Below are 22,729 nucleotides of genomic sequence, written 5' to 3' on the forward strand. Positions count from 1 at the left end.
CGTCTGCGACGTGATCCAAACGACAGATCTCAGGAGCGGCGGCGGGGTTTGCCCCGCTTGCCGCCCTTACCGCCCTTGGGAGCGCCACCGGAGGACGCGCGCCGATGTGCGCCCGTCGACCTGGCCGACTGCTTGCGGCGGTCGTCACGCTTGGGCTTCTCCTGCGCCGCAGGCTGTTTGCGGCCCCGGGTGCTGTTGACCGAGCGGCCGCGGACGATGCCGATGAAGTCCTCCACCTGGTCCGTCGTCGCGTCCTCGGGCCAGGCCAGGGCCACGCTCGACTCAGGGGCGTCCTTGAGGGGACGGTGGGTGAGGTCCTTGCGGTGGTGGAGGCGGGCGAGCGACAGGGGGACGATGAGCACGCCGATCCCCGCCGCGACCAGTTCGACGGCGTCGGCCGTCGTGGCGGGGCGTTCGAAGGCGGGCCGCCCGGGGAGGTGCTCCCAGTCGAGGACGTCGTCGAGGGGGTGCAGCACGATGTCGTCGGACAGGTCCTCGGGGGACACCTCGTCGACCGCCGTGACCAGGTGGTCCTTGGGCACGACGACGACCGTCTGCTCGGTGTAGAGGGGGATCGCGCTGAGGACCGTCCGGTCGACGGGGAGGCGTACGAGGCCCGCGTCGGCGTCCCCGCCCAGCAGCCGCCCGGCCGCCGCTCCGGCGGGCACCTGCGTCAGGGCCAGCGGGACGTCGGGGTGCCGCTCGTTCCAGACGCGCACCCACTTGTCGGGCATCACCCCGGGGACGTACGCGAGCCGGAACGAGGAAGATTCTTCCGAGCCTGTCACCTGGCCAGGTTACCGGCCGTGGTCGGAGGTCGTGCACACGCTCGATACGCTGGACGGCATGACGTCGCACCAGAGCACCCAGACCATGAAGCCCGCGACCGCGGCGAAGAAGCTGGGTGTGTACCTCGAGGCCACACCCGCCGAGTTCCGGGAGGGTGTCGTCTCGCGCGCCGAGCTGAACGAGCTCCAGGCGAACCCGCCGCAGTGGCTTCAGGACCTGCGGAGCAACGGCCCGCACCCCCGCCCGGTGGTCGCGGCGAAGCTCGGCGTCTCCATCGCGGGCCTCGCCCGCGGCGGCGTCACCGAGCCCCTCACCACCGAGCAGATCGAGACGCTCAAGCAGGAGAATCCCGAGTGGCTCGAGCGGGAGCGCGCCACCCAGGCGGAGGTCCGCAAGGAGGCGGCCCGCATCAAGAAGAAGAACGCCGAGCGCACCGAGCGCCGCAGCTGACCTCGAACCTTCTCTCAGACGGCCCCAACCGGTCCATCCGGTTGGGGCCGCTGTCGTTCTCCGGGCCCTCTCACGGCCTCGTGTGACCTCGGTGAAATCTTTCAGCCATGTCTTGACATGGCGATGAAACGATCCGTAGCTTGGCCGATCATTTAGATTCGTGAAGTTGGTTCACGGATATGAACGGAGGCATCCATGCGGGATCGCCGACGCTGTATCGATATGCGGCTCCGCCGCGGGCGCCGCCTGGGCGCCGCGCTCGCCGCCTCGGGGCTCCTGTTCGGAACGGCCGCCTGCGGCTCCGGTTCCGGCAGCGCCCGGGCGGGCGATCCGAACACGCTGGAGGTGTGGACCCGGAGCGATCCGGAGTCCGCCCAGACCTACGAGCGGGTGTTCGCCGCCTTCACCAAGAAGACCGGCATCAAGATCGACTACCAGCCGGTCATGAACTTCGACCAGCAGTTGCAGAGCCGCGCGTCCACCAAGGACCTGCCGGACGTCATGATCAACGACACGGCCCTGATGGGCAGTTACCAGGCCCAGGGCCTGCTCAAGCCCATCGACCCTGCCTCGATCGCCGGACACGACGAGATCACCGCCAAGTCCTGGTCCTCCACCCTGGGCCGCGACGGCAGGCACTACGGCATCCCGTACTCCCGTCAGGCCATGACGCTGTTCGTCCGCAAGGACTGGCGCGAGAAGCTCGGCCTGCCGCAGCCGAAGACCTGGCAGGACACGCTCGCCCTCGCCAAGGCCTTCGCCACCCGCGACCCGGACGGGGACGGCAGGAAGAACACGTACGGCATGGTCGTGCCCGGCAGCGCACAGAACGGCTATGTCGCCTGGTGGGGCGCCAGCTGGCTGTGGCAGGGCGGCGTGCGGATCATCGAGAAGGACGGCACGGGCTACCGGCCCGCCATGGGCTCGGCGGCGGCCCTGCGCACCGTCACCTGGATGAAGGACAACCTCTTCTGCGGTGACAACGGTGTCATCCAGCCCAGCGCCCTCACCTCCGTCACCGCGAACACCACCAACTTCCAGGACGGCAACGCCGGGATGTACCTCACCGGCCCGTACAACATCTCCACCTTCGACAAGGCGCTCGGCAAGGACAAGTACGAGGTCCTGCCCGCCCCCGCGGGCCCGGCCGGGAACGACGTGCTGGCCGACGGGGAGAACGTCTACTTCGGCGCCAAGACCGGGAAGGCCAAGCAGGAGCAGACGCTCGCCGCGTTCCTGGTCTCCCCCGAGGGCCAGACGCTCGCCATGACCGGCGACCACCAGCCCGTCGTGCGGATCCCCGTCAACTCCACGCTGGACGCGGCGAAAGTGCGGGGCGACGCGCGCTGGAGCGTCGTGCAGAAAGCGTACGAGGACGACTCACTGCAGTTCCCCAACGCACCGGACTGGGCCCCGATCAAGCAGGACACGGCCGATTCCCTCAACGCGCTGTTCACGTACTGCGGCAGTGACGTCAGGGCCGGTCTCAAGGAACTCAACGACACCCTCGCCGGTGACCTCAAGGACCAGGACCTGTTGAAATGACCGCGACCGTGACGACACCCGGGCCGCGCAGAGCCCGGTTCCTCAGCAAGAAGGCCGTACTGCCCTGGCTGTTCCTCGCGCCGGGACTGCTGCTCGCCCTGGTCTTCAAGTTCCTCCCCATGGGCAAGGGCGTCTGGCTCAGCTTCTTCGACGTGCGGCCCTTCCTCGGTGACAAGTGGGTCGGCCTCGACAACTACACGCGGGTCCTGACCGACCACCGCTTCCAGGACGCCATCGGCCACACCCTGGTCCTGGGCATCGGCATGTCCCTCGGCGGCATCGTCGCCGGCTTCCTCCTGGCCCTGCTGCTCGAAGGCCAGGCCCGCTCACTGAAGTTCATCCGTACCGCCGTCTTCCTGCCCGTCGTCACCGCCACCGCGGTGGTCGGCGAGATGTGGCGGCTGATGTACTACCCGACCTCCGACGGCCTGATCAACAGCGGTCTCGGGCTCCTCGGTCTCGGGCCCGTGCCCTACCTCGACAACCCCGAGACGGCGCTGTGGGCGACGATGGCCATGGGCATCTGGATGCTCGCCCCCTACAACATGGTGATCATCCTCGCCGGACTGGCGGGCGTGGACCGCTCGCTGTACGAGGCCGCCGCGATGGACGGGGTGTCGCTGTGGCAGCGGCTGCGGCACATCACACTGCCGGCGATCCGCCCGGCCCTCGGCATCGTCCTCACCCTCGCCGCCATCCGCGGACTGCGGGTCTTCACCGAGGTGTACGTCCTCACCGGCGGCGGTCCGGCCGGGTCCACCGACGTCTGGATGACCCGCGCCTACACCCTCGGCTTCTCCCGCAACGACATCGGCGGCGCCTCGGCCGCCTCCGTGCTCCTGCTCTGCGTGACGCTGCTGCTCACCGTCACGGTCAACTACTTCCGCAAGAGGGGAGACGTGAGATGAGCGCGCCCGCCATCGACCCCGTCCGGACCCCGGTGACCGCCTCCCCCGCGCGGAAGTCCGCCGGGAAGCAGCGCACCACCCCCGCCCGTTTCGACACCGCCCTCGGCTGGAGCGACCGGCCGGGCCCCGCCTGGGCGCTGCGCGTCCTGCTCTGCGCACTCGCCCTGGGCGTCTTCGCGGCGCCGTTCCTGACGGTCTTCTCCGGTTCCTTCAGCGAGAAGGCCAGCGGTTCGACCCTGTCGTTCCTCCCCCACCACCCGACCCTGCTGAACTTCCAGGTGGCGGGCGAGCGCGGCATCTGGGACTACTTCGGCAACTCCCTGGTCATCGCGGGCGGCGGACTGCTGCTCCAGCTCGTCGTCTGCACGCTCGCGGCGTACGCGCTGGCCCGGCACAGGTTCCGCGGACAGGCGCTGATCCTGACCCTGTTCATGCTGACGATGATGCTTCCCGAGGAGGTCATCGCCATCCCGCTGTCCCTGGTCCTCGGCCATGTGCCCGTGATCGGCCTCGATCTGAAGGGCACCGTCTGGGGCGTGATCCTGCCGCTCGGCGCCTGGGGCTTCTCGGTGATGGTGCTCACCGAGTTCATGAAGGACATCCCCGCCGAGATCGAGGAGGCCGCCCGTATCGACGGCGTGGGCGAGCTGCGGATGCTGTGGCAGGTCATCCTGCCGCTGTGCAAGCCCGCGCTCGGCGTGGCCGGGGTGCTCGGCTTCATCATGATCTGGGACCAGTATCTGCTGCCCCTGATCGCCGCCAAGGACCCCACCGACTACACGGTCACCGTCGCCCTGTCCATCCTGCGCACCGACCCCGAGGTCGGCTCGGGGGTGGTGCTGGCCGGTGCGGTGATCGCCCTGGTGCCCAGCCTGATCGTCTATCTGCTCCTCCAGCGCTCGCTGGTCACCGGCATCGCCGCCGGTGCCACCAAGGGCTGACCACCCACCCCCCACGTATGAGGGAGACATGAAGTTCCACGGAGTGCTGTTCTTCCCGGTCACGCCGTTCGCGGCGGACGGTTCACTGGACGAGGAACGGCTTGCCCAGCACATCGAGTCGGGTGTCGCCGCGGGCGCGGGAGGTGTGTTCGTCGCCTGCGGCACCGGCGAGTTCCACGCCCTGTCGGCCGATGAGATCGAGCGGGCCACTCGGGTCGCGGTGCGGACAACCGCCGGACGGGTTCCGGTCCTCGCGGCCGCCGGCGGTCCCCCGCCGGTCGCCCGGGACCAGGTCGCCCGGGTCGAACGCGCCGGTGCCGACGGCATCCTGCTGCTGCCGCCCTACCTGGTCAGCGCCCCGCAGCAAGGCCTGGTGCGCTACGTCCGGGAGGTCACCGCGGCCACCCGGCTACCCGTCGTCTTCTACCAGCGCGGCACCGCCCGGCTCACCGAGGACACGGCCGCCGAGATCGCCGCACTGCCCGGGGTCGTCGGACTCAAGGACGGCATCGGGGACATCGAGCGGATGCACCGCATCGTCCGCGCGGTGCGTGCCGTGCCGGGCACGGAGGACTTCCAGTTCTTCAACGGCCTGCCCACCGCCGAGATGACCGCGCCCGCCTACCAGGGCATCGGCGTCGCGCTGTACTCCTCCGCGGTGTTCGCCTTCGCCCCGGAGATCGCCCTGGCCTTCCACCGGGCACTCGCCGAGGACGACGAGGCCCTGGTCTCCCGGCTCCTCGACGAGTTCTACGGCCCGCTGGTCGCCCTGCGCGACGAGGTCCCCGGGTACGCCGTGTCGCTCGTCAAGGCCGGGGTGACGCTGCGCGGCCTGGACGTCGGCGGCGTACGGGCGCCGCTGCTGGATCCGGCACCGGAGCACATCGCCCGGCTCTCCAAACTCGTCGACCGTGGCCTGGAGGTGGTCGGCGCATGAGCCCGACGCGTGTCCGGGAGCTGATCGTCACCCCGATCGCCTTCGGCGATCCGCCGCTGCTCAACTCCAACGGCGTGCACGAGCCGCTCGCGTTGCGGATCATCCTCCAACTCGTGCTGGAGGACGGCACGGTGGGGCTCGGCGAGTCCCCGGGCGGCACCGCCCGGCTGGAGCTACTTCAGGCCGCGGCGCAGGTGGTGGCCGGCATGGACGTCTTCGACACCACCGCCGTCGCCGCCGCGATCGACGGGGCCCTGCTGCCGACCGTGCCCAGCTCCCACGAGCGCGGCTGGACCACCTCGGCGGTCGAGGTGGCCTGTCTCGACGCGCAGGGCAAGCTGCTCGGCCGTCCTGTCAGCGATCTGCTGGGCGGCAGGGTCCGCGACGCGGTGCCGTTCGCGGCGTACCTCTTCTACAAGTGGGCCGAGCACCCCGCGCTCGACGGCCGCCCGGCCATCACCGACGACTGGGGCGAGGCCCTCGACCCGGCCGGGATCGTCGAGCAGGCCCGGCTGATGCAGGAGCGGTACGGCTTCCGGTCGTTCAAGCTCAAGGGCGGCGTGTTCCCGCCCGACGACGAGATCGCCGCGATCCGGGCGCTGGCGGAGGCCTTCCCCGGACAGCCCCTGCGTCTCGACCCCAACACGGCGTGGACGGTGGGGACGTCGAAGTATGTAGCCCGTGAACTCGACGGTGTGCTTGAGTATTTGGAGGACCCGGCCAAGGGCATCGACGGCATGGCGGAGGTGGCGAAGGAGTCGCCCATGCCGCTCGCGACCAACATGTGCGTGGTCGCCTGGGAGCATCTGAAGCCGGCCGTCGAACAGAACGCGGTCCAGGTCCTGCTCACCGACCACCACTACTGGGGCGGGCTGCGCCGCACCCGGGAACTGGCCGCCGTGTGCGAGGCGTTCGGGATCGCCCTGTCGATGCACTCCAACTCGCACCTGGGCATCAGCCTCGCCGCGATGACCCATGTCGCCGCGGCCATCCCCAACCTCGACCACTCCTGCGACACGCACTACCCGTGGAACTCGGCGGACGACGTGATCGTCTCCGGCGTGCTGGAGCTGCGCGACGGGGAGGTCCGGGTGCCGACCGGGCCGGGGCTGGGTGTCGAGCTCGATCACGACAAGCTCGACCGGCTGCACCGGCGGTACGTCGACTCCGGGATGCGCGGCCGCGACGACACCGGCTACATGCGGCGGATCCAGCCGGAGTACGAGCTGAGGCTCCCCCGCTGGTGACGAGCGTGCGCCCCTCCGTGCGGAGGGGCGCACGCGGTCGCTAGGGGGTGTCCGTAAAGTCCCGTCGTCCGCCCGCAGGGCAGGCGGGGCATTGCGGACACCCCCTAGGACTTCGGCACCTTCAGCCGGTCCCAGGTGAGCTTGCCGGGGATGCCGTCGGCGTCCTTGCCGGAGAAGCCCTGCTTCTGCTGCCAGAGCGCGTAGGACCGGCGGTCGGCCTCGGACCAGTCAGGGCTGGGCCCCTCCTCGTAGCGGCTGCACCCTTCGGCGACCAGGCGGCGGCCCATCGCCGTGATGATCGGGGAGCGCTGCCCGACGTGGAAGAACGCGGCGCCCGGGAACGGCTCGTAGGACGGCTTGGGCGCCGGCTTCGGGTCGGGGGCCGGCTTGCCGCCGCCCCCGCCGCCCTTGAGCCGCTGGGCTATGCGCTTGCGCATGCCGTCCATGGTGAAGCCGCGCGGGTCGACCTTGCCCGGCTGCCACTCCTTGTGGCCGATGACGGAGCGCTCGGACCAGCCGTGGTGGCGGCAGATCGCCGCGGCCACCTTCTCGATGGCCTCCTTCTGCGCCTCGGGCCAGGGGTCCTTGCCGTTGCCGAGGTTGATGCACTCGAAGCCGTAGAAGTGCCGGTTGCCGTCGGTGTCGGCCTCGTTGTCGGCCGGCAGCCTCGACTCGTTGATCACGGCGCGCAGGACGTCGCCGTCGCCGAGGCCGGCGTGGTTGGCGCGGCCGTTGCCGACCAGGTGGACGTGGCCCTTCTTGTCGATGACGCCGTGGCACAGAGGGCCGGGCAGGCTCGAGTAGCCGTCGTAGCAGATGTCGACGGAGGCGGCGGTGCCGGAGGTGACGGTGTGGTGGATCATCACACCGTTCACCGGGCCCCAGGGGCCCTTGCTGTTGCGGTTGTGGGTGCGCCAGCTGCGGACCTCGTGGACGGTCACGCCCTCGGCTCTCAGGATCTCCACCAGCTTGGACGCGCTCAGCGGCTTGGCCATCAGTTGTCTCCTTCCACGGCGGCTTCCGCCTCGGCTGTGGTCTGGGACCGCCCGTGGGAGGGGTCCTCGGCGGCCAGTTCCTCACGGTGGGCCTGCTCCTCGGCCGCGAGCGTGGCCTCGTCCGCGGGCGGCATGCTGCTCGCCAGCGGGCCGAACGCCAGACGCAGGTCTACGGCGCTGCCCTCGCCCTTGATCAGGGCCAGTGGGGCGAAGTGCCGGGCGATGCCGGCCGGTCCCCGGAGCAGGGGGCGGCGGGCCGGATCGACGGGCCACTCGACGCTGCCGGTGGCGGTGCGGGCGGGGACGATCCAGTGGTCGCCGGTGCGGTAGGTGCCGCCCTTGGCGAAGTAGACCTCGACGCCGTCCTCCAGGGGCAGCCACTCCCCCTCCGTGACGGGGACCGCACCGCCGCGCAGGGCCGTGGTGCGGCCCTTGCGCTTCGGGCCGCCGTGGTGGTCCCAGCGGCGCAGGTACGGGTTCAGGTGGGCGAGCCGTCCGACGCCCGGGGCGGGTTCGGCGGACAGGCGGACGCGGCGGCCCGGCAGGTCCAGTTCCTCGACCCGCAGCAGCGGCAGGGGCTCCAGGCGGGAGGCGTAGGCGGTGTCGACGAACTCCACGTGGTCACCGACGTCCAGGTCCAGCTTGCCGTCGTGGCCGAGGGACGCCAACTGCACCCAGGTGCCGTCGAGTTCGTCGACGGGGAAGACGACGGAGCCGTTCTCGCGGGACCACTTGAAGGTGGCGTCCTTCGCCTCGCCGCCCTCGTGGACCTCCACCCGGTACAGCTGGTTCTCCGGGCCGCGGTAGCGGGCGTCCGGCTTGACCAGGCACGGGTCCTCGTCGGCGTGGTCGGGCCGCTCGCTGCGGACGGCGAGCCGGGCCGAGGGGGCCGACTGGCGCTGCGCCCAGCGGGTGAACGCGGCGCGGACGACGTCCTTGGACGGTTCGGTCTCCTCGATATCCAGCGCGGCGAGAGACAGCGGCAGCACCTGCCAGACGACCTTCAGGCGGGCGGCGGTGTCGGGCATGGCCGCGCCGAGCGCGACCTCGCGCAGCGCGGGGTCCTCGGCCGCGGTGACCGATCGCTCCCACACGTTCAGATAGACGACGAACGGCGTCTGGGCGGGCGAGGGCAGCCGGTCGCCGGGCTTTTCCGGGTCCCGGAAGCCGTCGGGCTGGTCCCAGTAGGTCCAGTGCGCGGGCGGCTCGGGCACCGACTCCTCGCTGTCCTCGTCGGTGACGGGGACGCCGGCGGCCGGGCGGTCGGCGTCGCACAGGATGCCGTCGACGTAGTAGCGGCCGCCGTGGATGAGGAGGGTGTCGATCTCGTGCTTGCCGCCGACGTACTCGATGCGGAAGCCGGCGGCGTAGCGCGGCCCGCCGTGCGGTCCGATCAGGTCGGCGGCGAGAGTGCGGGCCTGGTGGAGCTGGATCGCGGTCTGTTCGTTGAGGTCGGCGTCGAGCTGGACGCGGCCCTGTTGGGCGACGACCGCGGAGTAGTGCCGCTCCGGGCGGAACGTGGAGCGGGAGAGGTCTGCGTGCATGAAGGGTGTCCCCCCTGGTTCAGAAGTGCGGGTTCACAAGGTCGGTGGCGGGTGCGCGCCTCACGTCACGAAGAAGACCCCGGCGTCGGTGCCCGCGGGTGTGTACTCGGCGAGCCGGGCCCTGAGCCCGTCCTCGCGCTGCGGCCGGTACAGGTCGTGGAAGGCACCCATCTCGGCGCCGTCGTCCGCGCCGCGCCGGATCGCCTCGGGGCTGGGGTCGGACAACAAGCCGTACCAGGGCGTCCCGTAGCGCTGGGAGGTGAACAACGGCCTGATGCCGGAGGCTTGTTCGGGTTGGCAGCGGTGGCGGCGCGGGGTGCGCGAGCCGGTGGGGACGTAGGAGTGGCGCAGGCAGCCGATGCCGCGCCGGGCCACGTGGAGCCGGCCCGTGAAGACGCTGTTCTCGGCGATCTTCACCGCGTGCGTGTGGATCTCGCCGATGACGGTGGTGCGGTGCAGGTGCATCACGGCGTGGGCGTGGCGGCAGTCCGGGGCGGACAGGGCCTCGCGGTCGTCGGCGGTGGCGTCGAGGATGCTGTCGCGGATGTGGATGTGGAGGGGGTCCTCGCTCACCTCGTCGCCGATGACCTCGATGGTGCCGAGGATGCTGTGCTCGATCTGGAGGCAGGCGGTGGTGCGGTCCAGGACGATGCTCGGCTCCTCGGGCGAGTGCGGCTCGCACTCGGGCTCCAGGGACCAGCCGGGCACGAGCGTGGTGTGCCGTACGACGACGGCGCCCATCGCTCCCGCCACGTTGATGCCGCGCCCGGCGACGAGCAGCCCGTCGAGCACGACCCGCGGCCGCTCGTGCGGGGCGCAGTCGTCGGACACCGCGCGGATGTTGAGGGCGTCGGGGCGGTTGCTGTACCAGTCGAGCAGGCGGACGACGGGGCGGGTGCCCTCGGCGGCGCGCAGTTCGAGCCGGTCGCCCGGGTCGAGGTCGAAGTCCAGCTGCTCCTGGTAGGCGCCGCTGTGCGTGATCTCGATGATGCCGGCGGGTCCTGTGCGGTCGGCCCGGCGATCGTGCTGCCAGGCCCGGTAGGCGTCCATGATCTGCCGGTACGGCTGTCCGGGACCGACCCGGTAGAACTCCGCGTCCGGCCGCGGTTCGCGGTCGCGCTCGTACTCGCCGCCGCCCATGTCGGCGGCGAACGCGTAGTGGTAGTCGACCCACACGCCCTGCCGGGGCGCGGAGCGCGACCCGAAGGCGATCCGCCCCAGCTCGGGGTCGACGGCCACCTGGCCGCGCTTCGGCCGGTAGCGCCAGTCCGACAGGTCGGCGACCACGATGTCCGAGGGCGGTACGGGGTTGTCCTCGCCGTCGAGGCGGATCACGAAGCTCTTGCCGGGGCCGTAGTAGTCGAGCAGCCGGTCGTGCAGGAGACGGCGGGTGACGAACGCCGGCACGTTGTCGACGGTGGCGATGTGCGCCGGCGAGGGCTCCGGGAACGGCTTGGTGACCAGCGGGGTGTCGTTGCCGAGGATCGAGAAGGTGTAGAGGTTGCGGGCCCGGTCGATGCAGTAGGCCGGCGTCCGGGTCAGCGGGTACGCCTTCAGCCGCCACACGAAGAGTGCGACGCCGGCCGGGCTCCAGCCGCCCTGCCGGTGCCGTGACTCGGCGCGGCGGACGTCGACCGTACGGGCCGAGTTCGTGAACGGACCGCCGCCCAGGGTGAGTTCGGCGCCGTCGCGCAGGTCGGCGAGGCGGCCGCGCTCGCCGCGGTGCGTGCCGGTGCCGGTGCCGGTGCCGGTGCCGGTGCCGGTGCCGTAGAGCTTCACCGGCTGGGTGTGGGCGACCTGCCGGGACAGTTCGACGGCCCGCGCGGGCCATCCCGCCACCCGCTCGGACAGATCCTCCAGGAGGTGGAGGGTGCCCTTGCGGCGGCGGTTGGCGACCGTGGCGGCGACATCCCCGCGCGGGGCGACCGCCTCGGCCAGGGCCGCCCGGCCGCCGTCGTGCAGGCCGGTGGTCAGGACGCGCTCGTAGCCGGGCAGGGTGCCGTAGCCGACGAGGTCGCCGAGGTACGGCAGCACCCAGGGGGCCGCCGTCTCCACGAACAGGTCCTCGTAGCCCTGCTGGACGCCGTCGCGGACGCGGTCGATCTGCTCGGCGATCACCGCGAGCAGCGCGCGCAGCGGCTCGCCCTCCTCGGCGTCGCGCAGCAGGTGCCAGCGCGGCAGCAGTTCGGCGAGCCCGTCGGGTTCCCTGGGCACCACCGGGGCCGGCGTCTCCAACTGGGTGTCCGGGGACATCACTTGACCTCCGTGAGAATCAGGGTGTCCGCGGCCCGGGGCGACAGCAGTGCGAGCTGGGCCGGGCGGATGCCGCGGAAGACGTACACCGACCGGCCCTCGGGCAGCCGCCGGGTGTCGGTGATGTCGGGGTTGAGGCGCAGCAGTTCGGCGAGCGGGACGCCGTAGCGGGCGCAGATCTCCGACAGCGTCTCGCCGTTCTCGGCGCGGACCGTGTGGGTCTTCTCGTCGTACGTCGCCGGGTGCGCCGGGACGGTCGCCCTGGGCGGGCCGGGCCGGGTGAGCAGCTCGGTGAGCTCCTCCGGGGTGGCGGAGGCGGGCACGCCGGTGAAGACGTCGACGTCCACGTAGTCGACGCCGGGCACGGTGTGGGCGGTGGCCAGGACCTCGGAGAGGCGGGCGGGGCGGCCCAGCTCCCGGCCCTCGAAGCCGAGCCGGTTCAGCAGGGCCTGCCGCAGTCGCGGCTCGACGATCTGCCAGGCGTGGTCGGGGGCCACCTTCACCTTGGCGGCGATCAGCAGCAGGACCAGTTCCCGGCCGTCCACGCGGACCGGGAGGTTCGCGTCGCCGTACTCGGTGAGGGCGCCGCGCAGGGCGCGCAGGGTGTTCGAGTCGGGCGCGATGGGGACATCGTCGGTGCCCGCGACGGTCACGTGCAGCACGCGCCGCCGCCCGTCGAAGAGTTCGCGCGCGGCGGCCCGGCCGATGCCGGCCCGGGAGCGGGCGAAGTCCTCGTAGTCGGACTCGGAGACCAGCCGGTCCAGGGCCGAGACGGCCAGCGGGACCGTACGGCGGGTCAGGCCCGGGCCGTCGGCGTCCGCGCCGCCGGTGGCGGGGCGCGGGTTGGTGACCGCGGTGACGCCGAGGGGCCGGGTGAGCGGCTGGGTGACGCGGTCGGCCGGGACGTTCGCGGCCTTGCCGGTGCCGAAGCGGTAGCGGGCGCGGACGTTCTCGTGGCCGGAGGGCAGCCGGGCGCCGTGCACACCGTCGCCGAAGGTCACCGTGGCCCGGCCGTCGGCCGTGGAGCCGGTGATGTAGACCCGCTCGGTCGGGCCGCGGCCGGCGAGGCTGTCGACCTCGTGCCACAGCACACCGTCGACCCGGATCTCCAGGACCGGGGTGGCGCCGAGGGGGTTGTCGTCGGCGAGCCAGGTCAGCGGAGACTGCCAGAGCGCGAAGGTCTGGTTGACGCGGTCCGAGTCGCCGCTGCCGATGGCCTCCTCGCGGCTCTCGCCGTGGGTGGCCTCGACGACGTTGCCGAGGATGCGGACCGTCTCGCGGCGGTAGCGGTGGGCGAGGTCGGCGGTGAGGGTGAGCCGGGTGTGGATGTGGTCGCCGGGGATCCGGCGGTCCGCGGCCGGGTCGGCGGCGTCGATCGTGACGACCTCGGTGGCCCGTACCCCGGCCGTGCCGGGGATGTCGCTGCGTTCGCCCTCGACGATGAGCGTGCGGCCCGGCCTGAGGCCCTCGTACAGCTCGGCGAGTTCGATCTCGTTGCCGTGCACGTCCTCGCCCAGCGGTTCGTCGGCGAGGCGCAGGGGCTCGCCCGCCGCGTGCACGGTGGTGTCGCGGATGTGCGACAGGAGCACGTCGAACTCGTCCAGCCAGGAGTCGGCGAGGGTGAGTTCGGTGCCGCGCCCGGTGATGCCGTAGTTGGTGTACGCGGCCGTGCGCACGGCCACCACCTGGGTGGTGACGAACGCCAGCTTCGGGTCGCCGGGGACGCCCTTGTCGGCGCCCTTGGCGGGCCGCTGGATCGCCACCCAGCTGCCGACGGTGATGCCGTCGTGCACGGTGTCCAGCTGGAGCGTGCGGCGGTTGACCGGCTCCGGCTTGGTGGCGATGACGATCTCGACGTTGGGTTCGGCGCTGCCCACCGTGTACTTGAGGCTGACCTCGTGCTCGCCGTGTGTGAACTGCTCACTGGTGCCCGGCCGGAGGGCGATCTGCTCGGACGTGCCGTTGTGGACACCGACGTGGATCAGGCCCTCGTCGTCGGGCCGTGACACGAACAGGGTGCGCTCGGGCAGGCCGGAGTGGAGGCGGGCCGTGACGCCGGGCTCCTGGGAGTCGGCGGGCCGGCGGTTGAGCCAGCTCAGGTCGCGGTCCTGGCCGGAGCGCACGGACAGCTCGACCTGGCCGGGGCCGAGCGTGAAGGTGACCGGCTGGGTGACGGGCAGGTTCTCCGCCCGCTGGTCGGAGCTGCTGCCCTCGACGTACTGGAACTCGGCCCGGACCGGGGCCTTGCCCGCCGTGTCGTACACGACGCGCATGGTCGCCAGCACGGCTCCCGTCAGCGGCCAGTCGGCGGTGCGGATGACCCGGCCGCGGTCGTCCTGGACCGGCTTGAGCGGGGCTGTGGCGCCGAAGGGGGCCGCGGTGACGCGCAGGGCGAGCAGTTCGCGCAGGAGGCGCCGGGCGCCGGGGGCGGCGGCCGTGCGCCAGGCCGGGTAGAGGCTGCCGAGGCCGGGGTTGAGGGCGGACAGCAGGCGGGCGGTGTCGGTGCCGGGGAGCTGACGGCCGGTGGCGCCCCGGGGGGCGGGGGCCGTGGCGCGCAAGGCGGGGAGGACGGAGCCGAGGGCTTGGAGGGCGGTCTGCCGGGGGTCGAGCTCCGTGCTCGTCTTGGTCTCCGGAGGCTCCTCCGTCTGCGCGGGCGCCAACTCAAGTGCCCGCTCGGCGAGTTCCGCCAACACCGCTTCCAACTGCTCGAACCACTCCGCCACGTCCCCGTACGGCTCGGCGAGCACCTGTGCCTCACCGAGACGGGCGAGGGGTTCCGCGAGGCGGGCCGCGAGCCGCTCGGGCGTCTTCACGCCGTCGAGGTCGTCGCGCAAGGGCTCCAGGACCTGGTCCTCGAAGTCCTCGATCAGCCGGCTGACCGGGCGCGGGTTGGGCACCTCCGGGGTCGGCGGCTCCTCCCCCGGCTCTCCCGGCTGCGCCGGCGGCGCGGTCCAGCGCCGTACCTCGTCGACGAGTTCCCTCAGGGTCGCCGGCGCCGACTTCGGCAGGGAGATCGCCGTGACGTCGTCGTCCCGGTCGACGCGCGTGTTCGCCACCGGCACCAGCTTGCGCTCGCCGCCGGCGCCTTCCCCGAAGACGAACAGCAACTGGTCGCCGGTCCTGAGGGAGTGCGCGGTGCCCTCGACGAAGAGCTCGGAGCGCTTCTCGAGGTCCTGCGGGGTGAGGAGCGAGGGACGGCGGCGGCGGACCTTCAGTTCGTTGAAGTCCCAGCGGGCCGTCAGGTCCCGGCTGGTCTCGAAGGTCAGCGACTCCTCGTCGGCGGACGCGGGCACGCTGTGGCTGCGCGCACCGCGCGGGATCAGCACGTTCTGGGCCTCGGCGCGCGGGTCGCGTTCGAGGGTGTACGCCAGGTGGGTGGCGGCGGCGACGCCGGGGCGCGGGCGGTGCCCGACGAGCCGGCCGAGCAGCACCAGGGAGCGGTGCTCGTTGGCGGTGCGGACGTAGGCCTCGTCGGCTATCCGCTCGGAGTGGAACGTGAGCAGGTCGCCGAGGACGGCGGTGGCGTCGAGCAGGCCGATCGCCGGGTCGTCCGGGGTGCGGACGGTGAGCCGGTTGAGTGCCGGGTAGGCGGGTGAGGCGAGCCGGTCGAGCAGGGCGGCCAGGAAGGAGCCGTACTCGCCGACGCGGTAGTCCAGCGCGGTGCGGCCGGGCGGGTTGTGCAACGGGGCCGGCGCGAGGCGCTCGTCGTGGCCGCCGCGGCAGGCGCCGCCGCAGCCGCACTCGTCGGTCGCGGTGACCGGGTGCGTGTCCGTCATCGGGCACCTCCCAGGGATATCGCCAGCAGGCCGTTCTCCGGCCGGTCCGGGTCGTTGTCGCAGGTGGCGATCTCCAGCGGGCCGAGCCGCAGCACGCCGTCCTCCCTCTCTCCTCGGTCCTGTCCGTACAGCCGCCGCAGCCGGGTGACCTCGACGCTCTGCACTCCGGGCACGGCCGCGGCGACGGCGACCAGGCGGCTGAGCCGGACCGGTTCACCGAAGGTGAGCGCGTCGGGGTGGAAGAAGCCGAGCCGTCCGCCCGGCAACCGCCCGCTGCCGAGCACGCGGTACAGCTCGGCCAGGATCTGCCCGTGCTGGTGGCCCGGCTCGGCGCAGACGGTCAGCGCGATGTCGAGCGGCACCAGGCGGGCGGGCCCCACGACGAGATCGTGGCCGATGCGCCGGTACGTCTCCAGCGACTGGGCGACCGAGTCGAGCAGGTCCCGCGACGGGGCGGCGGTGCCGTACGCGTCGATCGCGATGTGCGCCTCCTGGACGCTGCCCGTCCAGCGGAGTTCGGCCGCCGCGCGCTGCACGCCCGGCAGTTCACCCGCGAGGGCCGCATAATCCTCGGCGGTCACGGCCCGCAGCCGGGTGCGGCGCAGGTCGAGCGGGGCGAGCTGGCGTACCTGCTCGACCGGTTCGGGCTGGGTGCCGCCGGCCGCGGGCAAGGGGTTGCGCACGGCGACGGCCGGCACTTCGCAACCGGCTTGCACGACAAGGTGGTTGATGGCCTCGGCGCCGACGTTGCCGGCGGTGCCGCCGCCGAGCCGGTAGCGCAGTGCCAGCCGGGAACCGGGCGTGGGCTTCGCGCCGTGCCGGCCGTCGCCGAAGCGCAGGGCCAGCCGGCCGTCGTCCTCCAGTTCGCCCACGAAGTGCCGCTCGCGCGGCCTGCTGTCGAGCAGGTCGCGGCGCGGCACCCAGGTCTCGTCGTCGCCGTGGACGCGTACGGCGGGCAGCGCCCGGCGCGGGTCCTGGGCGAGGGCGGCAGTCGCCGAGCCGCGCAGCACCGTCTCCTCGGGGTGGAGACCGGCCGCGTAGGCCGGGCCCCACGCACGCGCGATCTCCCAGGCGATGTGCCCGTCGAGGACCGTGCCCGCGCGGGCCCGGGCGGCGAGAACCTCGACGCGGCGCAGCTTGGTGTCGAGCAACTGGTCGCTGCGGTACAGCAGTTCGCGCAGGGCTCGGACCGGGTGGCGGCGCAGTTCGAAGCGTTCCAGCACGTTCAGGCCGTAGACCACCGCGAGTTCGGCGATCTCCTGCTCGCCGAGCCCGTCCCGGTCGCGGGCGCTGCGCCACAGATCGACCAGCCGCTGCCGGATCCGGCCCGGGATGGCCGCGATCCGCTCGGCCTGCCCGGCGGCGACGGTGCCCGGGTCGGGGAAGGGCACCGCCTGGGTGACGGGAGTACGGCCGAGGACCGGGCGGAAGCGGGGCGCGATGCCCGGGTAGACCGACTGGGCGAGCAGCGTGCGCAGCGCGGCGGTCTGGGCGTACGCCGTACCGGGCACGACCTGTTCGTGCCGCTGCCCGGCACTCTCCAGGCCGAGGCCGGCCCGTGCGGTGGCGCGCTCGCCGACGACCTCGAAGAGTTCGCGGACCTCGTCGGGGACGAGCGCCCGGCCCGACCGGGTCTTGTCCGTCAAGGCGTTGATGAGCCGCGCGGGCGCGTTGCCCTCCTCGGTGTCCCGGCAGCCGAAGGCGGGCGGGTCGCAGGGGGCGACCACGGCGGGCACGGGCGGCACGGTGACCGTCTCGGGCAGCCCGGTCAGTGTCCGGCCGTGGTCGACGAGGACGACGTTGCCGCGGGCGAGCGTTACGTCCTCGACGGGCAGGCAGTCACGTCCGCCGCGGGTGGTGAGGCAGAGCGGGAAGCGCAGGGCGTCCTCGGCGGCCCAGGTGACCTCCAGGACGGGCTGGTCCTCGATACGGTCGAGGCCGGGAGTGACGGAGGTGAGGCGGACGGCCTGGCGGTGACCGGGGTCGGCGTCGCCGGGGGTGCCGGTGCGCGGGCCCTTGACCTCCTCCAGCACGATGACGTCGCCGGGCTTGAGGTCCAGACGGCGCTCGCGGCAGGTCTCCGGGTCCACCCAGGCGTCCCGCAGGGTGGCGGCCGTGGCGCCCTTCGGCAGGGTGCACACCTCGCCGCCCCACGTCCACAGCCGGATCGCGTTGTGCGCGACCCTCAGCTCCAGCGGGTCGGTGGCGACGACCGGCTCGAAGACCTCCACCGAGCCGCGCTCGTCGAGGTCGCCGAGCTCGCTCTCGTCGATGACGGTGCCCGGCTCGGGGCGGTCGTGCGGATCGAGGCTGCGCACGTCGACGGAGGCGAAGCGGAAGGTGCCCGGGGCGAGCGTCCGGTCGTCCGCGGTGCGGACGGTGACGTAGGCGCGCGCGTTGCAGCCGTCGTGCATCGCGTAGTCGATGAGCCGGACGTGGCGGCGTACGGAGACGCGGCGGCGGGCGGTGTCGAGGTAGGCCTCGGTGGCCACCGCGTCCTGCTGGTAACTGATCTGGTCGCCGGTGTACGCGAGGAGTTCGACGAGGGTCATGCCCAGGTCGGCGGGGTTGCGCTCGACCCAGTCGGGAGTGGTGAGCGCGAGCCGGTCCAGGAGCAGCTTGCGGATGGTGTCGTAGTCGCGGGCCGTGTAGTCGATGACGGGCGCGTCGGGGAAGTCCGGCTCCGGCTGGTCCTGGTCCTTGCAGTCGAAGGGGGTCGGGCAGTCGGGCCGGAAGGAGAACGTGGCGCTGTGGTAGCGCTGGTCGAAGCCGCGGTAGGGCTCCGTCCCGGGCCGTCCGTACGGGTCGGTCTCGACGAGGGACAGCCGGTAGCGGGAGGTGTCGCCGGCCTTGTCGAGGGTGACGTAGAGCCGGTCGTCGAGGTCGGGGTCCTCCTCGCGTTCGACGCTGACGTCGACGGCGGTGATGCCGGTGATGCGGCGGCCGCCGTCGATGCGGACGTTCTCGGGGCCGAGGCCGTGCGGGGCCTTGCCGAGGAAGGTGACGGTGAGCAGCAGGCCGTCGTCGCCCGCCTCGACGGTGTCGACGCCATTGAGCTGTGCGGCCCGCACGCGGGCCCGGCGGGACGCGGTGGTGCCGGTGGTCATGCGGCCCTCCCTTCGAAGACGTCCTCGTGCCGGGTGCCGGTGGCGCGGAGGGCGTACGACAGGTACACGCGCACGACGTGGTCCTCGCTGACGACGTCGAGGGTCTCCACGTCGATGAGGTCGCCGAGCCAGCTCTGGAGCGAGGCCTGCACGGAGAGTTCGAGCGTGCTGATCAGTTCGGGGCTGTTGGGTGTGAACACCAGGTCGAGGAGCCCGCAGCCGAAGTCGGGGCGCATGACGCGTTCGCCGGGGCTGGTGAACAGCAACTGCTCGATCAGGTCGTGGACGTGCTCGCCGTGGGTGGCGTGAGCGGTGCGTCCGCGCCGGTCCGCGCGGAACGGGAAGGCGACGTCGCTGCGGGGACGTGAGCCGCGGCTCGTGGGACTCATCGGACGGTGACCTTTCGCTGCATGCCCTGGACGACGGGCGGTCCCTGCGGGACGAAGGCCGCGGTGAAGCACTGGGCGGCGGAGATGTCGAGCAGCACGGGCGCGCCGTCGACGGTGATGCCGCTGCTGCCCGCGGTCCAGCGGACCGTGACGCACGGCATGGGCACCCGGTCGACGGTGTGCGGGCAACCGGTGACCACGTAGCTGTGCGCGGTGGTGGCGACGGCGGCGCCCGCGACGCGTACGCCGCCGGCCGGTGGAGTGGCCGCCGTGACGCGCCCGCCGTGCGGGCAGCCGATCACGGCGGCGGTGTCCAGCAGACTCCCGGATGTTCCGGACACGTTCTTCGTTCCCCCGTTCCTATCGCTTGGACGCGACGGTCAACTGGCCCTCGTTCACGTCCACCTGGTCACCGCGCAGGGTGATTTCCGCGCCCAGGCCGTTGGAGATCACGATGGCTTCCTTGGTGATGCGGATGTACGCCCCGCCCTGGGCCTGGAGCAGGATCCCCTGGTCGGTGCCGGGCGGATCGCTCATCACGATCTTGTGTGCCTCTGGTGTCTGGACCACGACGGGCTTGGCCTGGGACGCCGGCTGGACGAGCCGGCGGGCGTCGGGCGGCAGCTCGGCCTGTTCCCCGTACCAACACCCCGTCCACACCGGGAAGCTGGGGTCGCCCTGCTCGAACTCGACCCACACACCGGCGCCGGGCGACGGCACCACGAACTGCCCGGCCTGCGGCCCCGTGAACGGCAGACAGGGCAGCGCCCAGGTCGACGGCTCGTCGCCCAGGACGTCCGGGACCTCGACGGTGATGCGGCCGATGTGCAGCGGATCGTTGTTGTCCACGACTCGGCCGCGGAACTTGCCGAGGTAGCGATTGCCGGGTGCCGCCATGTGTACTGCTCCTGGTCGTGATGTTCGGTTCGGGTGGGTCAGGGCCTGACGTAGGCGCTGCGTGCTTCGAGTCCCTCTCGGGAGAGCGTGAAGTTCTGCCGGAAGGAGCCCGGACGCAGGTTGTGCGTGACGGACTTGACGTAGTAGTCGCCGTCGTACGTACGGCCCGAGCCGCGCACGCCGACCAGCTGGCGCGGCTGGAGGATGTAGCCGTGCCGGTTCACGTCGAGCGAACCGGAACCGGAGATGACGTCGGCGGACACGGCGGCCCGGGCGAACAGTTCGGCCTCGGCCTGTTCACGCTGGTGCTTGGCGGTGCCGGAGAGGGTCTTGCGCTTGAGAGCCGGGGTGGGTCGCTTGCCGAGCGGCGGGCGCAACGGACTGATCGGCGGTTGGGGCAGGAGGGTGGACTGCCGGGTGCCGGGGTCCTGCCAGCGGGCCTGCGGCTCCTCGCGGGCCGTCCCGTCGTAGGCGAACGTGAGCTGGTCGACGGTGGAGTTGGCGTCCATGTTGACGTTGAGGGCGTGCTGGCGGATGCCGAGGCGCACTTCGGGCCCCCAACGGGCGAAGGACTGACCGGGGTTGGGGCCGGGCTCCAGGTAGAAGGTGTAGCCGTTGGCCCGGGCGAGCTCGTTGATGTACTGGAGGTCGGTGCCCGTCTGGTAGTGGACGCGGAGGTCCTGGTGCGGGGGCTGGGCGATCTTCTCGGTGTACACGTCGGGCCGGATGCCGTAGTCGGAGTAGCGGCGCAGGATGGCCAGGACGCGCTGGGAGGGAGGGAGGTTGGGGTAGCGGTCGGTGCGCTCCTCGAGGTCCATGAGGAGGCTCAGATCCTCGCCGGTGACGGTGAGTGTGGAGTGCCCCGGCTGGTTGCTGGCCCCGACTTCCTGGCGCACGACGAGCCCGTCGAAGAGCACCTCGGGGGTGCCGCGGACGGTGACGGTCACGATGAGCCGCGTCTTCGGGTCGAAGAAGCCCTCGGGCAGGAGGGTGCGGCTGATGAGCCCGTTCTTGGTGAGGTCGAAGGCGAGCTGGAAGCCGGAGCGCTCGCCCGCGGTGGCGGTGATCTGGGCTGAGAGGAGTGCCTCGGCGACCTCCGCGGGCACGGGCTTGGCCAGCTTCGGCCCCATGTGCAGGGTGATGTGAACGGGGCCGCGCCCCACGGGCAGTTCAGCCACGCCGGACTCCCTGCGGCGCCTGCGGGAAGTGCCCGGCGAGCGGCACGTCGACCTCGCGACCGGGTTCGTCGGTGAGCTCCCGCGGATCCAGTACCGGGTTGGCGTCGGCGATCTGCCACCACTGCGCCGGGTCGCCGAAGTAGCGCTGCCCGAGCAGATCGGGGCGCTCACCGGTGCGGACGGTGTGGGTCTGCGTGTCGTCGCCTGTTTCCTCCAGCGGAGGAAGCAACCGCCGCTTGGTGTACCGGACTTCGGTCCCGTCCGGCAGCCGGTGAACGCCGATCTCGGCGTCGTGGTACCGGCTTGTCCGGGGGTACGGGTGGGCTCCCGGTATCGCGTCAAGCGCGTTCTCGTACGGCTCGATCTCAGCCATGGCGTTCGCTCCTCAGCCCCTTCCCACGCCGATGCCACCGGAGCCGAGCCCCAGCGACCCGATCCCCGCGGTGCGCGCGGCGGCGGCGAGGCGCTCCTTCTGCGCGAGATGCGCGTAGTACAACTCGGCGCCCGGGTGCCCCATCGGCAGATCGCTGACGGTGAGCACCTTGAGTCCGATGCTGAGCGAGGCCCGGATCGGGTTCAGATTCACATCGAACGCGGACTCGTTGATGGACAGTTCGGTGAGCCGGACGGGCATGACGCGCTTGCTGCCCCAGGTGAAGAGGGTGAGCGGCATCTCGATCGGGCTGATCTCGATGGTCCCCTTCTTCGATTGCCTGCTGGCTTCCCGGAGTTGGGCGGAGGTCGGCTGCACGAGCATTTCGAGCACGGCCAGTTGGGGGTGGATGCCGTCGGGTGCGGCGATCTCGAACTGGTCGGTTGCGTCGATCTCGGCGGTGAACTTCCAGGTCTCCTGGGCGGGGCCCTTGAGGCGGAGCGCTTCGTTTCTGTCCCCGTTGCCGCTGCCTCCTCCACCGGAATCGCCGCTGCCTCCTGCGGACTGGGGCGAGAGGCTGCGTTCCAGGGTGTCGGGGTTGAACTGGAGGACGATGATGCGTTGGGGGACGCCCAGTTCGGGGTCGACCAGGACTATTCCGGAACGGATGGGTTTGGGGATGTTGGCGTAGCGGGTCACAGGCGGGCCTCCAGGCGTGCACGGAGCGGCTCGTAGTCATATTCGGGGAAGAGCGTGGGAAACGTCTCCAGCATCGTTTGGAGGTTGCTGCCGACTTCCTCCAGCCAGGAATCCTTGAAGTCGACGTCAGCGAACAGGTACTGCCAACCTGTAGTGCCTTTGGTTGCCAACACGGTTTCCAGATAGCCGCTGGGGCTCAGATTCAGTTTCTGAAACATGCGCTCAGTCTTGCTGTAGTACCACATCTCGAAGGGTGGTTCAGCAGCCAGCCGCACGCCTGCCACCGCACCCATTCCGCTTTGCGACAAAGAATCGATGGCGCGAAGTTCGGAGAGGATCTTTTGACGGCGAGGCTTCAGGTTGACATCCCTCGGCACGTACTCCGGATGGCTTGCTGAATCCACTGTGCTGTGAAGCTGAAACTCCCCGCTAAGTGTCGGATGGCCTTCGCTCTCCCACAGGACGTGAACTTCCCGAGGAACGAAGAATTGGTGGTGAAGTGCGGATTCCAAGTGCAGCCGCCCGTTTGCGTCGAGTTCGCGAAGGGCAAGGTCCACCTCTTCAGACGTTGCGGCCGAAGGGGAGACGTACTCGTACTCGATCCGGACGTTCGCCTCCTCCCCCAGTTCCCGCACCGCTCGAAGGCATCGCCTTTCCAGGTCGTCGGCGTCTTGCATGGCAGCCCTTTCGCGATCCTTCAT

General features: G+C 71.6%; 19 protein-coding genes. 6 read left to right on the top strand and 13 right to left on the bottom strand.

The window, feature by feature from the left end; translation table 11 throughout:
- Positions 1-29: 29 nt before the first annotated feature.
- Complete coding sequence (locus ACZ6TU_RS33240; RefSeq protein ID WP_467678292.1) at positions 30-788, bottom strand: LysR family substrate-binding domain-containing protein; 759 nt, start codon at positions 786-788, stop codon at positions 30-32.
- A gap of 58 nt (positions 789-846) precedes the next feature.
- Between ACZ6TU_RS33240 and ACZ6TU_RS33245 the strand changes: the two genes are divergently transcribed.
- The 6 genes from ACZ6TU_RS33245 to ACZ6TU_RS33270 all read left to right on the top strand — a co-directional run bounded on the left by ACZ6TU_RS33245 (position 847) and on the right by ACZ6TU_RS33270 (position 6,817).
- Positions 847-1,239 carry a DUF5997 family protein gene (locus ACZ6TU_RS33245; protein ID WP_467678291.1) on the top strand — a complete coding sequence of 131 codons (393 nt, stop codon included), beginning with the start codon at positions 847-849 and terminating at the stop codon, positions 1,237-1,239.
- Positions 1,240-1,461: 222 nt separating this feature from the next.
- Positions 1,462-2,784 (top strand): ABC transporter substrate-binding protein, encoded by a 1,323-nt coding sequence (locus ACZ6TU_RS33250; protein WP_469552595.1) that lies wholly within the window; start codon positions 1,462-1,464, stop codon positions 2,782-2,784.
- Positions 2,781-3,692, top strand: coding sequence for a carbohydrate ABC transporter permease (locus ACZ6TU_RS33255; RefSeq protein ID WP_467678287.1), 912 nt, complete (start codon positions 2,781-2,783; stop codon positions 3,690-3,692). Before ACZ6TU_RS33250 ends, ACZ6TU_RS33255 begins: the two co-directional genes overlap by 4 nt.
- Positions 3,689-4,633, top strand: coding sequence for a carbohydrate ABC transporter permease (locus tag ACZ6TU_RS33260; protein ID WP_469552597.1), 945 nt, complete (start codon positions 3,689-3,691; stop codon positions 4,631-4,633). Before ACZ6TU_RS33255 ends, ACZ6TU_RS33260 begins: the two co-directional genes overlap by 4 nt.
- A 28-nt stretch (positions 4,634-4,661) precedes the next feature.
- Positions 4,662-5,570, top strand: coding sequence for a 5-dehydro-4-deoxyglucarate dehydratase (locus ACZ6TU_RS33265; protein ID WP_467678283.1), 909 nt, complete (start codon positions 4,662-4,664; stop codon positions 5,568-5,570).
- The gene (locus ACZ6TU_RS33270; protein WP_469552599.1) at positions 5,567-6,817 is read left to right on the top strand and encodes a glucarate dehydratase family protein; all 1,251 of its coding nucleotides are present in this window, start codon (positions 5,567-5,569) and stop codon (positions 6,815-6,817) included. The genes ACZ6TU_RS33265 and ACZ6TU_RS33270 overlap by 4 nt, the downstream gene beginning before the upstream one ends.
- 104 nt (positions 6,818-6,921) lie before the next feature.
- On the opposite strand, the gene ACZ6TU_RS33275 is transcribed toward ACZ6TU_RS33270, so the two are convergent.
- The 12 genes from ACZ6TU_RS33275 to ACZ6TU_RS33330 are packed head-to-tail and all read right to left on the bottom strand — an operon-like array spanning position 6,922 to position 22,729.
- Entirely contained in the window at positions 6,922-7,812 is an 891-nt protein-coding gene (locus ACZ6TU_RS33275) for a peptidoglycan-binding protein (protein WP_469552601.1), read from the bottom strand.
- Positions 7,812-9,356, bottom strand: coding sequence for a DUF6519 domain-containing protein (locus ACZ6TU_RS33280; RefSeq protein WP_469552602.1), 1,545 nt, complete (start codon positions 9,354-9,356; stop codon positions 7,812-7,814). Before ACZ6TU_RS33280 ends, ACZ6TU_RS33275 begins: the two co-directional genes overlap by 1 nt.
- Before the next feature lie 60 nt (positions 9,357-9,416).
- Positions 9,417-11,609: a hypothetical protein gene (locus tag ACZ6TU_RS33285; protein ID WP_469552604.1), complete on the bottom strand. Its 2,193-nt coding sequence runs from the start codon at positions 11,607-11,609 to the stop codon at positions 9,417-9,419.
- Positions 11,609-15,385, bottom strand: a complete 3,777-nt coding sequence (locus ACZ6TU_RS33290) for a putative baseplate assembly protein (protein ID WP_469552605.1) — start codon at positions 15,383-15,385, stop codon at positions 11,609-11,611. Before ACZ6TU_RS33290 ends, ACZ6TU_RS33285 begins: the two co-directional genes overlap by 1 nt.
- Positions 15,382-18,492 carry a putative baseplate assembly protein gene (locus ACZ6TU_RS33295; protein ID WP_469552606.1) on the bottom strand — a complete coding sequence of 1,037 codons (3,111 nt, stop codon included), beginning with the start codon at positions 18,490-18,492 and terminating at the stop codon, positions 15,382-15,384. Before ACZ6TU_RS33295 ends, ACZ6TU_RS33290 begins: the two co-directional genes overlap by 4 nt.
- Positions 18,489-18,881 (bottom strand): GPW/gp25 family protein, encoded by a 393-nt coding sequence (locus tag ACZ6TU_RS33300; RefSeq protein WP_467678270.1) that lies wholly within the window; start codon positions 18,879-18,881, stop codon positions 18,489-18,491. The genes ACZ6TU_RS33295 and ACZ6TU_RS33300 overlap by 4 nt, the downstream gene beginning before the upstream one ends.
- Positions 18,878-19,222, bottom strand: coding sequence for a hypothetical protein (locus ACZ6TU_RS33305; protein WP_467678268.1), 345 nt, complete (start codon positions 19,220-19,222; stop codon positions 18,878-18,880). The genes ACZ6TU_RS33300 and ACZ6TU_RS33305 overlap by 4 nt, the downstream gene beginning before the upstream one ends.
- 19 nt (positions 19,223-19,241) lie before the next feature.
- Positions 19,242-19,778 carry a phage baseplate assembly protein V gene (locus tag ACZ6TU_RS33310; RefSeq protein ID WP_020276139.1) on the bottom strand — a complete coding sequence of 179 codons (537 nt, stop codon included), beginning with the start codon at positions 19,776-19,778 and terminating at the stop codon, positions 19,242-19,244.
- Positions 19,779-19,816: 38 nt separating this feature from the next.
- A complete protein-coding gene (locus tag ACZ6TU_RS33315; protein WP_469552609.1) occupies positions 19,817-20,956 on the bottom strand; it encodes a phage late control D family protein in 1,140 nt (379 codons plus the stop codon).
- On the bottom strand, positions 20,949-21,329 hold the full coding sequence (locus ACZ6TU_RS33320; protein WP_469552611.1) for a LysM peptidoglycan-binding domain-containing protein: 381 nt from the start codon (positions 21,327-21,329) through the stop codon (positions 20,949-20,951). Before ACZ6TU_RS33320 ends, ACZ6TU_RS33315 begins: the two co-directional genes overlap by 8 nt.
- 12 nt (positions 21,330-21,341) lie before the next feature.
- Positions 21,342-22,028: a hypothetical protein gene (locus ACZ6TU_RS33325; RefSeq protein WP_469552613.1), complete on the bottom strand. Its 687-nt coding sequence runs from the start codon at positions 22,026-22,028 to the stop codon at positions 21,342-21,344.
- The gene (locus ACZ6TU_RS33330; protein WP_467678260.1) at positions 22,025-22,729 is read right to left on the bottom strand and encodes a hypothetical protein; all 705 of its coding nucleotides are present in this window, start codon (positions 22,727-22,729) and stop codon (positions 22,025-22,027) included. Before ACZ6TU_RS33330 ends, ACZ6TU_RS33325 begins: the two co-directional genes overlap by 4 nt.

The organism is Streptomyces sp. NPDC052064, assembly GCF_055585925.1.

What these genes read in the sequence shown, in the direction of transcription:
- ACZ6TU_RS33265 (WP_467678283.1), top strand. Translation starts at nt 4,662, where the DNA reads ATGAAGTTCCACGGAGTGCTGTTCTTCCCGGTCACGCCGTTCGCGGCG.
- ACZ6TU_RS33250 (WP_469552595.1), top strand. Translation starts at nt 1,462, where the DNA reads ATGCGGCTCCGCCGCGGGCGCCGCCTGGGCGCCGCGCTCGCCGCCTCG.
- ACZ6TU_RS33245 (WP_467678291.1), top strand. Translation starts at nt 847, where the DNA reads ATGACGTCGCACCAGAGCACCCAGACCATGAAGCCCGCGACCGCGGCG.
- ACZ6TU_RS33275 (WP_469552601.1), bottom strand. Translation starts at nt 7,812, where the DNA reads ATGGCCAAGCCGCTGAGCGCGTCCAAGCTGGTGGAGATCCTGAGAGCC.
- ACZ6TU_RS33310 (WP_020276139.1), bottom strand. Translation starts at nt 19,778, where the DNA reads ATGGCGGCACCCGGCAATCGCTACCTCGGCAAGTTCCGCGGCCGAGTC.
- ACZ6TU_RS33320 (WP_469552611.1), bottom strand. Translation starts at nt 21,329, where the DNA reads ATGGCTGAGATCGAGCCGTACGAGAACGCGCTTGACGCGATACCGGGA.
- ACZ6TU_RS33285 (WP_469552604.1), bottom strand. Translation starts at nt 11,609, where the DNA reads ATGTCCCCGGACACCCAGTTGGAGACGCCGGCCCCGGTGGTGCCCAGG.
- ACZ6TU_RS33280 (WP_469552602.1), bottom strand. Translation starts at nt 9,356, where the DNA reads ATGCACGCAGACCTCTCCCGCTCCACGTTCCGCCCGGAGCGGCACTAC.
- ACZ6TU_RS33255 (WP_467678287.1), top strand. Translation starts at nt 2,781, where the DNA reads ATGACCGCGACCGTGACGACACCCGGGCCGCGCAGAGCCCGGTTCCTC.
- ACZ6TU_RS33330 (WP_467678260.1), bottom strand. Translation starts at nt 22,729, where the DNA reads ATGAAGGATCGCGAAAGGGCTGCCATGCAAGACGCCGACGACCTGGAA.
- ACZ6TU_RS33260 (WP_469552597.1), top strand. Translation starts at nt 3,689, where the DNA reads ATGAGCGCGCCCGCCATCGACCCCGTCCGGACCCCGGTGACCGCCTCC.
- ACZ6TU_RS33270 (WP_469552599.1), top strand. Translation starts at nt 5,567, where the DNA reads ATGAGCCCGACGCGTGTCCGGGAGCTGATCGTCACCCCGATCGCCTTC.
- ACZ6TU_RS33290 (WP_469552605.1), bottom strand. Translation starts at nt 15,385, where the DNA reads ATGACGGACACGCACCCGGTCACCGCGACCGACGAGTGCGGCTGCGGC.
- ACZ6TU_RS33300 (WP_467678270.1), bottom strand. Translation starts at nt 18,881, where the DNA reads ATGAGTCCCACGAGCCGCGGCTCACGTCCCCGCAGCGACGTCGCCTTC.
- ACZ6TU_RS33295 (WP_469552606.1), bottom strand. Translation starts at nt 18,492, where the DNA reads ATGACCACCGGCACCACCGCGTCCCGCCGGGCCCGCGTGCGGGCCGCA.